Genomic DNA, 15,018 nt, shown 5'->3' with positions numbered 1-15,018 from the left:
ACAGGAGGCAAGCCATGCCGACCATCAGACTCACCACCCTCGGCGACAGTTTCGTGGAAGGGCGCGGGGACGCCGCGCCCGGCGGCGGCTGGCACGGCTGGGTGCCGCGGCTGGCCGAAACACTCGGCATCCCGGGCGATTCGGTACGCAATCTCGGTACCTTCCAGGCCACCACCCAGGACGTCGTCGATCAGCAGCTGACCCGCGCCCTGATCAACAAAGCGCCGGTGATCGGCGTCGTGGCCGGGGTCAACGACCTCGTCGGCGATTTCGATCCCGCGCGCTTCCGGCGCAATCTCGACGCCATTTTCGAACAGTCGAGCGGCATGGACACCGTGGTCTTCACCGCCACCTACGCCGATATCCCGGCGAATCTGCCGGTGCCCGAAGCCTTCCGGGGCCTGCTGCGGGACCGGTTCGCCTGGGCCAACGACGTCCTATGCGAGACCACCGCCCGCACCGGCGCGCTGTGCATCGACGTCACCGCCATCGACGACTGGGCGGACCCGGGCATGTGGGACGCGGACGGGCTGCATCCGAGCCCGCGCGGGCACGCCTGGTTCGCGCACGCCGTCGCCGAACTGCTGGCCGGCGCCACCGGAATGCCCATGGCCACGGCGTCTTTCGCGGCCTAGCGCCGCCGTCGTCATCTAGAGAGGAAGCACGTGAGCGAGGAAACCACGCGGATCGGACGGCGACTGGCCGACAATCCGATCGCGATCGTCGGCATGTCGAGCCTGTTCCCCATGGCCCGCAATCACCGGGACTACTGGCAGAACATCGTCGACGGCACCGACTGCACCAGCGAAGTGCCCGAATCCCGGTGGAAGATCGAGGATTACTACGATCCCGATCCCGCCGCCCAGGACAAGACCTACTCGCGGCGGGGCGCGTTCCTGCCCGACGTCGAGTTCGATCCGCTCGAATTCGGGATGCCGCCCAACCAGCTCGACGTCACCAGCACCATGCAGACGCTGAGCCTGATGGTGGCGCGAGACCTGTTGCGCGACAGCGGGGCCGAAGGATCGCAGTGGTATCTGCCGGCGCGCACCGGCGTGGTGCTGGGCACCACCGGGCCGGTGCCGCTCATGCATCCGCTCGCCGCGCGGCTCTCCACGCCGGTGCTGAAGGAGGTGGTGCGGGCGGCCGGGCTGACCGAGGCCGACGCCCAGGAGATCTCCGACCGGTACGTGCGGGCCTTCGCGCCGTGGGAGGAGAACTCCTTCCCGGGGTTCCTGGCCAATGTGGTGGCCGGGCGGGTGGCCAACCGGCTGGATCTGGGCGGCTTGAACTGCACCGTCGACGCCGCCTGCGCCGCATCGCTTTCCGCCATGCGGGTGGCCATCGCCGAACTGGTGGACGGCCGGGCCGACATGATGATCACCGGCGGCGTGGACACCGAGAACACCATCTTCGTGTACATGTCCTTCGGCAAGGTCGGCGCGCTCTCCAAGACCGACCGGATCAGTCCCTTCTCCGACGACGCCGACGGCACGCTGCTCGGTGAGGGCATCGGCATGCTGGCGCTGCGGCGGCTGGCCGACGCCGAACGCGACGGCAACCGGATCTACGCGGTGATCCGCGGGCTCGGATCGGCCAGCGACGGGCGGGCCAAGAGCATCTACGCGCCGCGTGCGGAAGGGCAGCGCATCGCACTCGATCGCGCCTACGCGGACGCCGACTGCTCACCGGCCTCGGTGGAATTGTTCGAGGCGCACGCCACCGGTACCGCGGTCGGGGACAAGACCGAGCTGACGGCGCTGCGCGAGCTGCTCGTCGACAATGCCGCCCCGCTGCACGGTGCGGCGCTGGGCAGTGTGAAATCGCAGATCGGGCACACCAAGGGCGCGGCGGGCACGGCCAGCGTGATGAAACTGTCGCTTGCCCTGTACCACAAGGTTTTTCCGCCGACCATCAATGTGGAGCGGCCCAACAGCGGGATCGACTTCGATTCGGCCCCGTTCTACGTCAACACCAAACTGCGGCCCTGGATCCGGGATCCGCGGCGGTCGGTGCGGCGCGCGGCGGCCTCGGCGATGGGTTTCGGCGGCACCAACTTTCACATGGTGCTCGAGGAATACGACGCGGATCGGGCCGCGGTGCGCAATTTGCATCGAACCGCGCGCGGCTACCTGTGGCATGCGCCCGACACCGCCGCGCTGCTGGAACTGCTGCGCTCGGGTGCGCCCGCGGTGGACGGCGGGCCGGTGCCCGCGGCGCACGCCCGGGTGGGATTCGTGGCGGCCGACGACGAGACCGAGCAGCGGTTGCGCGCCCTGGCGGTGGAGCGACTGAACGCGGAACCGGATGCGGCGCAGTGGAGTACGCCGCAGGGCGTGCACTTCCGGCGGACCGCGCGCCCCGGGCTGAAGGTGGGCGGGCTCTTCGCCGGTCAAGGCAGCCAGTACCTGGACATGGGCCTGGAAGCGGTGGTGAACGTGCCGACCGTGGCAGCCGCCTTCGACGCCGCCAACGCGGCCTTCCCCGGGACCGAACCGGGTTTGGCGGGAGCGGTTTTCCCGCCGCCGATCTTCGACCCGGCGCTGCGTCAGCAGCAGGAAGCCACCCTGCGGCGCACCGAATACGCGCAACCCGCCATCGGCGCGCTGGCCGCCGGGCAGTTCCGGTTCCTGACCGAACTCGGACTGCGCTGTGATGGCCTGCTGGGGCACAGTTTCGGTGAACTCACCGCCCTGTGGGCCGGCGGCGCACTCGGCGACGACGAATACTTCCGGCTGGCGGCCGCACGCGGCAGTGCCATGGCGCCCGCACCCGGTAGCGCCGACACCGGAACGATGGCCGCGCTCGCCGCCACCCGCGAAACCGTCGAGGAACTGCTCGCCGCGACGCCGGATGTGCTGGTGTGCAACCACAACGCATCCGAACAGGTCGTGGTGGGCGGCGGCACCGAGGCCATCGACGCCCTGCTGGCCGAATGCGCCACGCGCGGCATCACCGCGCGCAAGCTGCCGGTCGCCGCGGCCTTCCACACGCCCTACGTCGGGCACGCGGTCGAAAGCTTCCGCGCCGCTTTGGAAACCGCGCACATCGGCGCGCCCGCCGTACCCGTCTACGCCAACAGCCCCGGCGCCCGCTACACCGACGACACCGCCGCCAACGCCGACATCCTGGCCCAGCAGCTGCTGCGCCCGGTCGAATTCGTGGACGCGGTGCTGGCCATGCACGCCGACGGTGTCACGGTCTTCGTGGAATTCGGTCCCAAACAGGTCCTCACCGGCCTGGTCCGGACAATCCTCGGCGCCGCCGACGTAATCGCCGTCCCCACCGACAGCGGCCCCCTCGGCGACTCCGACCTCGCCCTCAAGCAGGCGGCCATTCAGCTCGCGGTGCTCGGCGTGGAACTCACCGGCATCAACCGCTACGACGCCCCGACGCCCGAACAGCCCACGCGCAAGGGCATGACGGTCACCCTGTCCGCCCCCGAACACATTTCGCCCGCCCGGCGCACCGCCTACGAGAACGGCCTCACCGACGGCTTCCGCGTCTCCGCCCTCGCCGCACAGCCCGCCCCCGCCCGGTTTGCGGAAACCGTGCCGGGCCAGGGAGCCACGGCGGTCGCGGAATCGGCGTCCGGTCCCGCGGCGGTCGCCGATTCGGCTTCCGGGTTTGCGCCGGCGACCGGCTCGGCTGCCGGACGTACGCCGGTCACCAGTTCTGCTTTCGATTCGGCCCCGGCCGCCGCGTCCGGCCATCCCGCCGGGCCGGCGCCGATATCCAGCAATGGCGCTGTGGCACACCATCTTCAGGAGGAACCCCCGATGTCCGTCCACCCCCAGCCCCGCAATCGCGCCGAGGACGATCCGGCCGCCCAGCATCTCGCGCTGCACTCGCGCTACCTGGACAGCCAGTTGAACGTCGCCGAAACCGTCATCGGCCTGATCGCCCAGCACGGCCTGGACGACCCGAGACTGCCGGAGGTCATCGCCTCGGTGCGTGATCAGAGCGTCGCCATCGGACACGCTCACGAGCGTGCCGCCGAAGTCCTCGCTCGCCTCGCCGAACTGGAATTCGGTGCCGCACCGGCGATCCGGTCGGAGCGCGTTGACTATGTGGACGCGGCCCCGGCCGAGCCCCGTGAGCTGTCCGCGCCCCAGCCCTACGCTGTTCCGGCGAACGGAGCCGTGCGGCAGGAAGTGGCCGCGTCCGGGAACGGCGTCGCGGCGTCGAATCCGGCCGTGCCCACGCTGTCCGATCCTGTCGCGACCGCGCCAATTGCCGCGTCGAATGGTGCGGGTGCGGTCGCGCCCCTGCCCACGAATTCGGCCACCGTCGCGATAACTGCGGTCGATTCCGCGACGTCGGCGGCCGCGACGGCTGCTCCGGCCGTGACCGGGTCCGCCGCTGTGACCGCTCCCGTGGGTGCGAGTGCGACCGCCGCGACCGGATCCGCGACTGCGGTGACAGCGACGGAATCCGAAGCTGTCCAGACAGATACGGCCGGACAGGGTTTCGACGCGGAGTCGGTGCGGGCCGCGCTGGTCGAGGTGGTGGCCGACAAGACCGGTTACCCGACTGACCTGATCGATCCCACCATGGATCTGGAAGCCGACCTGGGCGTCGACTCCATCAAGCGGGTGCAGGTGCTCGGCGAGGTGCAGGAGCGCTTCCCGGAGCTGCCGGTCATCGGACCCGAAATGCTGGGTGAGCTACGCACTTTGGATCAGATGGTCGACGTCCTGGTCGGAGAGGCGGGTGGTGTCGACCCAAAAGCACCGTCGCCGATCGCTGAGCCGAGCTCGGAGGTCGGTGAACCGCTGGATCAGCGCAATGACTCGGGGGACCGGAGCGTGACGCTCCGGCATCGGGTCGAGTTGGTCGAGCTGCCCGCGATCGATCGGATAGATCGCCCCTTCCGGGCCGAACCGACCGCCGCGATCGTCGATCACGGCGGCCCGGATGCCACGGAAATCATTGCGGGACTGGAACAGCGGGGCTGGACGGTGCGGCACGTCGAGCTGCCGGGCGATGCCGATCTGGCCTCGGCGGAGCGACTCATCGGCGAAAACCTGGGCGAGCCCGTCGATCTGGTGTTGCATGTGCTCGGCGGCGAGACCGGCGGGCACGGTGCGGAACGGCAGCTCGGCTCGGCCATTCTGCTCGCCAAGCACGCGGTGGGTTCGCTTAACGGCAACGGCAACGGCAACGGCAACGGCAACGGCAACGGCAACGGCAACGGCGGCCGGGCGGCGTTCCTCACGCTCACCCGCGTCGACGGCGGGCTGGGACTCACCGGTGCGGCGACCCCCGAAGCAGGGCTGACGGCGGGCGTCGGCGGCGTGGTGAAAACCCTTGCGGCCGAAGCGCCCCAGCTCTTCTGCCGGGCCGCCGACATCCATCCCGAAACGGATGCCGACCGGATGGTCGCGGCGCTGCTGGACGAGCTCGCGGACGCGGCCGTGGACACCCTCGAGGTCGGCGTGGACCTCGCGGGGACGCGGCGCACCATCGTCCCCGGGCGCTACCGCCATCCAGTCGACGCCGCTCCGGTCGGTGCTGCACCGATCGACCCGGAGCCGACCGCGGAACCGCTGATCGAACCCGATGACGTGTTCGTGGTGACCGGTGGTGCGCGCGGCGTCACCGCACTATGCGTCATCGCCCTTGCCCAGGCATGCCCGGCGGAATTCCTGCTGCTGGGCCGGACCGAGCTCACCGCTGAGCCGGCCTGGGCGGCGGGGGTGGCCGACTCCGACCTGCGTGCTGCGGTGATCGCCCACCTGCGTGCCGGCGGCGAACGGCCCGCGCCGCGTGAGATCCAAAGATTGCACGGCGAACTCGTTGCGCAGCGGGAGATCCGGGAAACCCTGGAGCGGCTGCATGCGGCCGGATCCAAGGCCGAGTATCTCGCCGTGGACGTCACCGACGCGGATGCGGTACGTGCGGCGCTGCACGGCCGCCGGGTCACCGGTGTCGTGCATGGGGCGGGTGTTCTCGCCGATGCGCTGCTGCCGGACAAGACGATCGCGCAGATCGACCGCGTGTTCGCGCCGAAACTGCGTGGCCTGTCGGCGGTGCTGGACGCCGTCGACCAGACGGCGCTGCGGCACCTGGTGGTGTTCACGTCCATCGCGGGCCTGCTCGGCAATCCGGGGCAGGCCGATTACGCGGCCGCCAACGAGGCACTCGCCCGCTTCGTGGCGGGCTGGCGCGGCCAGCATCCCGGCGTGCACGCCGTCGCCATCGACTGGGCCGCGTGGGACGGCGGCATGGTCACTCCCGAACTGCGCAGCCTGTTCGCTTCGCGGGGCGTGTCGCTGCTCGATCCGGTCACGGGCGCACAGGCTTTCGTGAACGAGTTCACCGCAGCGCACCGCGCGGACACCCGGGTACTGATCGGCGAAGCCACCGCCTTGGGTGGGAGCACGCCCCATCCCGCGCCCGCGCTCATCGCACGCCGGGAACTGACCGGCCTGCGAACGGATCCGGTGATCGGCGACCATCGCATCGGCGACCGGGAGGTGCTGCCCGCGACCTTCGGTCTCGGCTGGCTGATCAACGTCGCCGAACGGGCGCACCCCGGACTCCGAGTGGTCCGGGTACGCGGGTTCCAGGTGAACAAGGGCATAGTCTTCGACGACAGTCCCGAAATCCCGCGCTGGGTGGAGCTTTCCGAAGGCCGCGTCGAGGGCGACCGCATCATCGTGGATGCGGTCGCACGCGGCGACGGCGGCCGGGCGCTGCCCATCTCGCACTACGCGGCCACCCTGGAACTGGCGGCCGCCGCCGCACCCGCACCCCTGCGGCCCCCGCTGCCATTGGGCATAGGCGCGGCGGACGGCGCGGAAATCTACACCAGCGCAACGCAATTCCACGGACCACGCCTGCAAGGACTTCGGGAAATCCTCGAATTCACCGACGACCGCCTGGTCGTGCGATGCCGCCTGACCGACACCCGCGTTGCCGCTGGAGCCTTCAGCGGAGCCCTGCACAGCCCGGTCCTCGCCGACCTGATGCTGCAAGGCCCTTCGGTGCTCGGCGGCCGCCTGCTCGGCCAAGCCTGTCTGCCCCTGGCGATCGGCAGCGCGGACTACTTCGCCCCGCTGCCCGGCGACACCGACTTCCTCCTGGTGGTAGACGCCGTCCGCCGAAATGCCAACGGCATCACCGCCACCGCCACGGCCACCGACCCCGCCGGCCGGGTACTCCTGCGATTCGACGAGCTGGTGTTCGTAGCGACACCGGCCATGGCAGCCAAGTTCGCCGAATCGGTGGCGCACTGGCGAACGGAGACAGCGCAATGAATTCCGCCGAACTCGATTTCGTCGGCGAGCCGTTCGACGCGCTCGCCCCCACCGCGACCACCTCGAGGCCGACGGCGGCCAACCAGTCCGTTGCGGTCGCTCCCGCACCGTTGTCCGCAGCGACCAACGAGACCGTCTCGGTCGCTCCCGCACCGTTGTCCGTGGCGACCGACGAGACTGTCTCGGTCGCTCCCGCACCGTCGTCTGCGGCGGTTGACCAGACCGTCTCGGCCGCTCCCGCACCGGTGCCCACAACTGCGGCGAACCCGGCCGAGACCACAGCTCTGCTCTCGACTGCGAACCACCACTCTCCGACCTCGGCCCTGACGGGGACGACTCGGACCGACTCGGGTGTGGTCGAGGCCCGTGCCGCTCTCACCACTCGCGATGCGAAGGCCGCGTCCCCATTCGGGTGGCCGGGTGCGCCCGCGCATGATGCGGCCGCAGGTCTCGTGCGGGACCTGCGGGCTGCCCTGGTGCGGTCCCATGAACAAGTATTGCGGGCACAGGATGCCTTGCAGCGCAGAGCATTCGAACAGCATTTGGCCGGTAGGGTTGTCGAACCGGTGAGTGCTGCGCCGGCGGCGGTGGTGGATCGGGAGGCGCGGTTCAAGCCATTGGCTCGGACCACCATCACGGAACTGGATGGTGCGGCGCTGGCCCGTCTCGCGGCCGGGGATATCGCGGGCGTTTTCGGACCCGCGTACGCGCAGGATGACGCCAATCCGGATATTCGGTTGGGCGGGAACGGTATTAACGCCGTGTCGGGGCTGGCGCTCTACGGCGGGAACCGGGGGAGGGGCGGACTCGTCGCCCGGATTGCCGTGTCCTCCGGCGATCACGATTCGGTGATCGAGGCGGTCGTGCAGGCGGCTCAGGTGTTCGCGCTCTCCGTGGGGCTGCACCTGTGCTTGGTCGATGCCACTTTCGAACGGGAAGCACCCGGATTGCCGGTGATGCCGGTGGCGGTGGAGCTCGCTCCGCTCACCACCGGTGACTTGGAACTGGCGCTGGACGTCACCGAAATCGACCTGGTGCCAAGGCCGTATCTGCGTGTCGACGCGGTGGTTTCGGTGGCGGGGACACCGGTCGGCCGGGTGCGGGGCGTGACCGTCGCGGTGGTGGAGAAGCCCGGCGTGCCGATCGGACCGGAAGCGGGTGGCGTTCCCGCCCGCTGGCTGGGCCGGATGGGACGCTACGGCGAACGCGCCCTGCTGGGTGAATTCCATCTCGCGCAGATGTGCCGGGGCGACCAAGGCATCGGTATGGGACCGGAATTCTCGAACAACAGCGCGCGCAAGGCGACCCGGCCACCGGACGGGGGACTGCTGCTGGTGGACCGGTTCATGGGGATGACCGGAACGCGCGGCAAGCTCGACAGCGGTTCGCACACCACCGAATACGATTCCCCGGCCGACTCCTGGTACTACCACGAGACCGCCAACGCCTCCATGCCCAACTGCGTGTACATGGAGACCTCGTTGCAGGCGGCGCTGCTGCTCGGCTACTACCTGGGGCCGACGCTCGCCGATCCGGAGGCGACCGTGAGCCTGCGCAATCTGGGTGGCACCGCGACCGTGCTGCGCGAAGTGGATCTGCGTGACAAGACCATCGTCGAGCATTCGCGGCTGCTGTCCACCTCGCCCATGCCGGGGTCGACCCTTCAGACCTTCGACTACACGATGACGGTGGACGGCGAGCCGTTCTACTCCGGCGACACGCTTTTCGGGTATTTCAGTGACGCCGCCATGGCGAACCAGACCGGACTCGATGCGGGGCGGCATGTGCCGACCTGGCTGGACAGTCAGCCGGTGCGGCCCGCCACCCGGACCATCGATATCGCCGCCCGGCGCGCCGATCCACACGCCCGGCTGGTGTCGCGGGACCACCTCGCCCTGCTCGACCGGGTGGAGGTGGTCGACGGTGGCGGCAAGTTCGGTGCGGGCTATCTGCACGCGGTACAGCCCATCGACCCCGCGCACTGGGTGTTCGCCCGCCACTTCCGGTACGACCCGGTCATTCCGGGATCCTTCGGCATCGAATCCTGCATCCAGGCCATGCAGGAATGGGTGTTGGACAGCGGATTCGGTGACGGCCTGGAGAATCCCGGCTTCGTGCTGCCGGTCGGCGTGCCGTTCACCTGGAAATACCGGGGCCAATTCCTGCCCACCGACGGCGAAGTCACCCTCGAGGTGCACATCGCGCGGGTCGAGCGCCGGCCCGGCCGGGTGCGGGTGGTCGGCGAGGCCAGCATGTGGAAGCCCGGCCTGCGCATCTACGAACTCAGCGATATCGCAGTCGAACTGCGTGCGGAAGGAGCGCCGTCATGGTGAGCGCGCAATCTCCCCTCCTGGCCGGTGATGTGGCGAGCGTGCGCGCCGCGCTGCTGCGGCTGGACGAGCCGTTCTTCCTGGTCCGCACCCCGGGCGGGCTCGCGGTCGGCAACGATCCGGCCGCAGCGCGCGGCGCGCAGGTGCTGGCCGCGGTGCCGCCGGGCCGCCCGGAAGCCTTGGGCGATGAGGCATTCCGGCGCGCGCACGGTGTCCGCTCGGCTTATATGGCCGGGGCCATGGCGAACGGCATCGCCTCGGCCGAAATGGTGATCGCCCTGGCCCGCGACGGCATCCTGGCCTCCTACGGCGCGGCGGGCGTGCTGCCCGCTCGCGTCGACGAGGCGCTGGGCGAGATCTCCCGCCGAGCGCCCGGTAAACCGTTCGCCTGCAACCTGATTCACAGCCCCAGCGAACTCGCCATGGAGCGGGCCACGGTCGAGCTGTGCCTGCGGCATCAGGTGCGCTGCATCGAGGCGTCGGCGTTCATGAGCCTCACCCCGCAGGTGGTGCACTACCGGCTGGCGGGACTGGTGGCGCGCGAGGGCCGGGTGATCGCCGAGAACAAGGTGATCGCCAAGGTATCGCGTGCCGAGGTCGCCGAACTGTTCCTGCGGCCCGCGCCCGAGGCCATGGTGCGGGGGTTGGTCGCGGCCGGGTTGGTCACCGCCGAACAGGCCGACCTGGCGCGGCGGATGCCGATGGCCGACGACATTACCGCCGAAGCGGATTCGGGCGGGCACACCGACCGCCGGCCGCTCACCGTGCTGGTGCCCGAACTGCTCGCCCTGCGCGACCGGATCCAGGCCGAACTCGGGTACGCGGAGCCGGTGCGGATCGGCGCGGCCGGCGGTATCGGCACCCCCACCGCCGCGTTCGCCGCCTTCGCGCTCGGGGCCTCCTATGTGGTCACCGGTTCCATCAATCAGGCCAGTGTCGAAGCCGCGCAATCGGATTCGACGAAACAGCTGCTGGTGACCGCGGGCACCGCCGACTGTGCCATGGCTCCGTCGGCGGACATGTTCGAGATGGGCGTCGAGGTGCAGGTGCTCAAACGAGGCACCATGTTCGCGGCGCGCGCCAAACAGCTCTACGAGACCTACCGCGCCTACGACGGCATCGACGCCATCCCCGCCGCCGAACGGCTCGGCCTGGAACAGCGCGTCTTCCAGCGCACCCTGGACGAGGTGTGGGAGGGCTGCGTCGGCTATTTCACCGAACGCGATCCCGAACAGCTCGCCCGCGCCGAACGCGATCCGAAACGCAAGATGGCGTTGATCTTCCGCTGGTATCTGGGCCTCTCCTCGGCCTGGAGCATCGCCGGTGCGCCGGACCGCGCCACCGACTACCAGGTGTGGTGCGGCCCCGCGATGGGCGGATTCAATGCCTGGGCCGCCGGCTCCTACCTCGCCCCGGCCCGCAACCGGCAGGTGGCGGAGCTGGCCGCGCAGATCATGCGCGGCACCGCCGTCGCCGCCCGGGTGCACTCGCTGCGCCTGGCCGGGGCCCGGCTGCCCGCCGCCGCCTGCGCCTATCTGCCCACCCCGCTGGAGGGATGACCATGACCCTCGTCGAATCCGATGCCCGGACCGCCGCCCCACCCGACTGGGTGCTGTGCGGCGGCTGCCGGCAGATGCTGTACCGCAAGCGATTCGAGCTCGCGGCCCAGGTCTGCCCGGCCTGCGGATGGCACGGCCCGCTGACCGCGATCGAACGCCTGGACCTGCTCTGCGACCCCGGATCGGTGCGGATCCTCGAAGTCGCGGTGACCGAAACCGATCCGCTCCGGTTCACCGACACCCGCCCGTACCCGCAGCGGCTGCGAGAAGCCCAGGCACGCACCGGATCCGCCGAAGCCGTGCAATGCGCGCGAGGAACCATCGGCGGCCACGCGGCCGTGCTCGCCGTCATGGACTTCCGTTTCCTCGGCGGCAGTCTCGGCACCGCCGTCGGTGAGGCCATCACCCGGGCGGCGGAGATCGCCCTCACCGAACGCACCCCGCTGATCCTGGTCACCGCCTCGGGTGGGGCGCGAATGCAGGAGGGCATTCTCGCGCTCATGCAGATGGCGAAAACCGCTCAGGCACTGGGGCAATTGGACGCCGCCGGAATCCTCACCGTCGCGGTCATCACCGACCCCACCTTCGGTGGCGTAGCGGCCTCGTTCGCCACCCTGCCCGACGTGATCATCGCCGAACCAGGCGCACGACTCGGTTTCGCCGGTCGCCGAGTCATCGAACAGACCATCGGCCAGAGCCTGCCGCCGGAGTTCCAGACCGCGGAATTCCTGCTCGAACACGGTGTGGTGGATATGATCCGGCCCCGCGCCGAGCTGGCGACGACCCTCGCGAAACTGCTGTCGGCAGGCGACGGACCGACTGTCGCAAGCTCCGCTGAGCCGGGCGCGGTGGTGATCAGATCCGGTCGGCCGGGTGCAGCGGTGCGGGGATCCGGTGAGCGGGATGCCGCACTGCCGGGATCTGGTGCGCTGGAATCAGATCCGTTGGAGTCCGGGGTGGCGGCCCTGGAAACTGGTGCCCTGGTTACCGACCCAGCACGACTGCCCGAACGCGAGGCATGGGACTGCGTCAGGGCCGCGCGGCGCTTCGGCCGTCCGACCACCCTCGACTACGTCGCGCACCTGGTGGACGATTTCTTCGAACTGCACGGTGACCGGGCCGCCGCCGACTGCCCGGCCGTGGTGGCCGGTCTGGGCCGGATGGCCGGTGTTCCGGTGGCGGTTATCGGCACCCAGAAGGGCCGTAGCACAACCGAACTCGCGCAGCGCAACTTCGGCATGCCCGACCCGGCGGGCTATCGCAAGGCTGCGCGGGTCATGCGGCTGGCCGCCAAGCTGGGGTTGCCCGTCATCACCCTGGTCGACACCGCCGGGGCCTACCCGGGCATCGCGGCCGAGGAACAGGCGCAGGCGGTGGCGATCGCTGAGAATCTGAGACTGCTGGCGGGACTGCCCGTTCCGGTGATATCCGTGATCACCGGTGAGGGCGGCAGCGGCGGCGCGCTCGCGCTGGCCGTCGCGGACCGGGTTCTGATGTGCGCCAATGCCGTCTACTCGGTGATCAGCCCGGAAGGCTGCGCGTCGATCCTGTGGAAGACGCCCGGGGAGGCGGCGCGCGCGGCGGCCGCGCTCCGGGTCGATGCCCGCTCACTGCTCGAACTCGGTGTCATCGACGGAGTGATCGATGAGCCGGGCGCGGGTGCGGAAACCGATCACGGCGCCGCGGCGGCCAACCTGCGCGCCGCGCTCGTCCACTACCTCGCCGAACTGCTTCCGCAGGATCAGCCGACGCTGATCACCGCCCGCCACAACCGCTTCCGCCGCTTCGGCGCGAACAGCGCGGTGCTCGCCGACAGCCCCGCCGAGCACCCTCGTCTTCTGGGAAAGGACGCCCGATGAGCACTCCGCTGCTCGACACCGTCGACACCGTCACCGCGCTGGCCGACAGCGTGCTCGCCGCCGCCGCGCGCGCCGACCGCCCACCGCTGTCGATCCGGGTGGCGGCCGGTGTGTTCCAGGTCGAAGTGACCTGGGCGCAGCCGGCCACCGACGCCGCCGATGCGGTCCTGGAACCACTCGCCGGCAACGGCCAGAGCCCGGCTGGCCTTACCGGTCATCGTGATTCGGTCACCGCTAGCGGCCACGGCGGTCCCGTCACCGCCGTCGGACAGAGCGGCCCGGGTGCCGTCGCCGGCCATGGCGGCCGGGTGGCGGCAACCGGTGCGCGTGGCGTTGCCTCGGCCGCCGCACCTGACGAGAGCGGTTCCGGGACAGACGATTCCGGCACCTTCCCGCTGTGTGCGCCCATGGTAGGCGTCTTCTACCATGCTCCCGAACCGGGCGCGGACCCCTTCGTCGCCGTCGGTGACACGGTGACCCGGGGCCAGCAGGTCGGCATCACCGAAGCCATGAAGCTCATGGTTCCGGTGGAGGCCGACCGTGCGGGCATCGTGGCGGAGATCCTCGTTTCCGACGCCACCGCCGTCGAATTCGGTCAGCCGCTGCTCCTGTTGCGTGAGGCCGAACGGTGATCACCTCGGTTCTCATCGCCAATCGCGGCGAGATTGCGTTGCGTGTCGCTCGCACCTGCCGCGAGCTCGGGCTGCGCACCATCGCGGTGTACACCACCGCCGATGCCGACAGTGCGGTGGTGCGCTTCGCGGACGAGGCCATCCGTATCGGTTCCGGCCCGGCGAAATCCAGTTATCTGCACATTCCCGCCATCATCGAAGCCGCCCGTATGTCGGGGGCGGACGCCATCCATCCGGGCTACGGGTTCCTTTCCGAGGATCCGGATTTCGCCGAAGTCTGTGCGGCCGAAGGCATTATCTTCATCGGCTGCCCGGCCAAGGTGATGTCCGAACTGGGTGACAAGGCGCGTGCTCGCGCCATCATGGTGGATGCGGGCTTGCCACTGTTGCCCGGCAGCCGCGACCCGATCACCGATCCGGACGAAGCTGCGGAGTTCGCGGCCGAGATCGGCTACCCGGTCATCGTGAAGGCGGTGGCGGGCGGTGGCGGGCGTGGCATGGCGGTGGTTTCCGATCCTGCCGAATTCCCCGCCGCCTACGCCCGGACCCGGGCCACCGCGCTCGCGGTGTTCGGCGACGGCCGCCTGTATGTGGAACGCTATCTGGAATCGGCTCGCCACGTGGAGATTCAGGTGCTGGCCGACCAGGAGGGCACGGTGGTGCATCTCGGTGCCCGTGATTGCTCGCTGCAACGCCGGCACCAGAAACTGGTGGAGGAGGCGCCCGCTCCGGCGCTGCCCGCCGATGTGCTGGCGAACCTGGGCGCCATGGCGGTTCGCGGTGCCACCGCCGCGGGCTATGTCGGGGCGGGCACGTTCGAATTCCTGCTCGACCCCACCGACCACAGCTTCTACTTCATGGAAGTGAATTGCCGTCTCCAGGTGGAGCATCCGGTGACCGAGATGGTCACCGGCATCGATCTGGTGCACGAACAGATCCGGATCGCCGCCGGTGAACCCCTCGGCTACACCCAGGCCGATATCGTCTCGCGCGGCGTCGCGTTGGAATGCCGCATCAATGCCGAGGACCCGGCGCGTGATTTCGCCCCCACTCCGGGCGAACTCACCGAATTCGAACTGCCCGGTGGTCCTTTCGTCCGGGTGGACACTCACGCCCGCCTGGGCTACCGGGTGCCGCCGCTCTACGACTCCCTGCTCGCCAAAGTCGTGGTGTGGGCGCCGGATCGGCCGACCGCCATCGCCCGGATGCGCCGCGCGCTGGCCGAACTGCGCATGGGCGGCCCCGCGGTCTCGACCACCGCCGAATTCCTCGACGGCCTCCTGGACCACCCGCGCTTCCGTGCCGTCCGGCACGACACCGCCATGATCGCCGGCCTCACCTGAGACACCGCGAAACGAAACGTCCGGCTCCCCCGA

7 protein-coding genes are annotated in these 15,018 nt (G+C 70.0%); all 7 read left to right on the top strand.

From position 1 onward, the window contains the following. Window positions 1-14: 14 nt before the first annotated feature. The 7 genes from NI1_RS18960 to NI1_RS18930 are packed head-to-tail and all read left to right on the top strand — an operon-like array spanning window position 15 to window position 14,985. Window positions 15-635, top strand: a complete 621-nt coding sequence (locus tag NI1_RS18960; protein WP_067822029.1) for an SGNH/GDSL hydrolase family protein — start codon at window positions 15-17, stop codon at window positions 633-635. A gap of 30 nt (window positions 636-665) precedes the next feature. After that, a complete protein-coding gene (locus NI1_RS18955; RefSeq protein ID WP_084523393.1) occupies window positions 666-7,262 on the top strand; it encodes a type I polyketide synthase in 6,597 nt (2,198 codons plus the stop codon). After that, a complete protein-coding gene (locus NI1_RS18950; protein WP_067822027.1) occupies window positions 7,259-9,595 on the top strand; it encodes a hypothetical protein in 2,337 nt (778 codons plus the stop codon). Before NI1_RS18955 ends, NI1_RS18950 begins: the two co-directional genes overlap by 4 nt. Then, a complete protein-coding gene (locus NI1_RS18945; RefSeq protein ID WP_067822025.1) occupies window positions 9,589-11,151 on the top strand; it encodes a PfaD family polyunsaturated fatty acid/polyketide biosynthesis protein in 1,563 nt (520 codons plus the stop codon). Before NI1_RS18950 ends, NI1_RS18945 begins: the two co-directional genes overlap by 7 nt. Before the next feature lie 2 nt (window positions 11,152-11,153). Then, a complete protein-coding gene (gene accA / locus NI1_RS39395; protein WP_245663288.1) occupies window positions 11,154-13,010 on the top strand; it encodes an acetyl-CoA carboxylase carboxyl transferase subunit alpha in 1,857 nt (618 codons plus the stop codon). Then, window positions 13,007-13,642 (top strand): acetyl-CoA carboxylase biotin carboxyl carrier protein, encoded by a 636-nt coding sequence (locus NI1_RS38870; RefSeq protein ID WP_218026773.1) that lies wholly within the window; start codon window positions 13,007-13,009, stop codon window positions 13,640-13,642. The genes accA and NI1_RS38870 overlap by 4 nt, the downstream gene beginning before the upstream one ends. Next, window positions 13,639-14,985: an acetyl-CoA carboxylase biotin carboxylase subunit gene (locus NI1_RS18930; RefSeq protein ID WP_067822023.1), complete on the top strand. Its 1,347-nt coding sequence runs from the start codon at window positions 13,639-13,641 to the stop codon at window positions 14,983-14,985. The genes NI1_RS38870 and NI1_RS18930 overlap by 4 nt, the downstream gene beginning before the upstream one ends. Window positions 14,986-15,018: the final 33 nt, after the last annotated feature.

This window comes from Nocardia inohanensis NBRC 100128 (genome assembly GCF_001612945.1).
In the GTDB taxonomy this organism is placed as follows: domain Bacteria; phylum Actinomycetota; class Actinomycetes; order Mycobacteriales; family Mycobacteriaceae; genus Nocardia; species Nocardia inohanensis.
The sequence above is the reverse complement of the archived record's forward strand: the minus strand, read 5'-3'. Positions and strand labels throughout refer to the sequence as shown.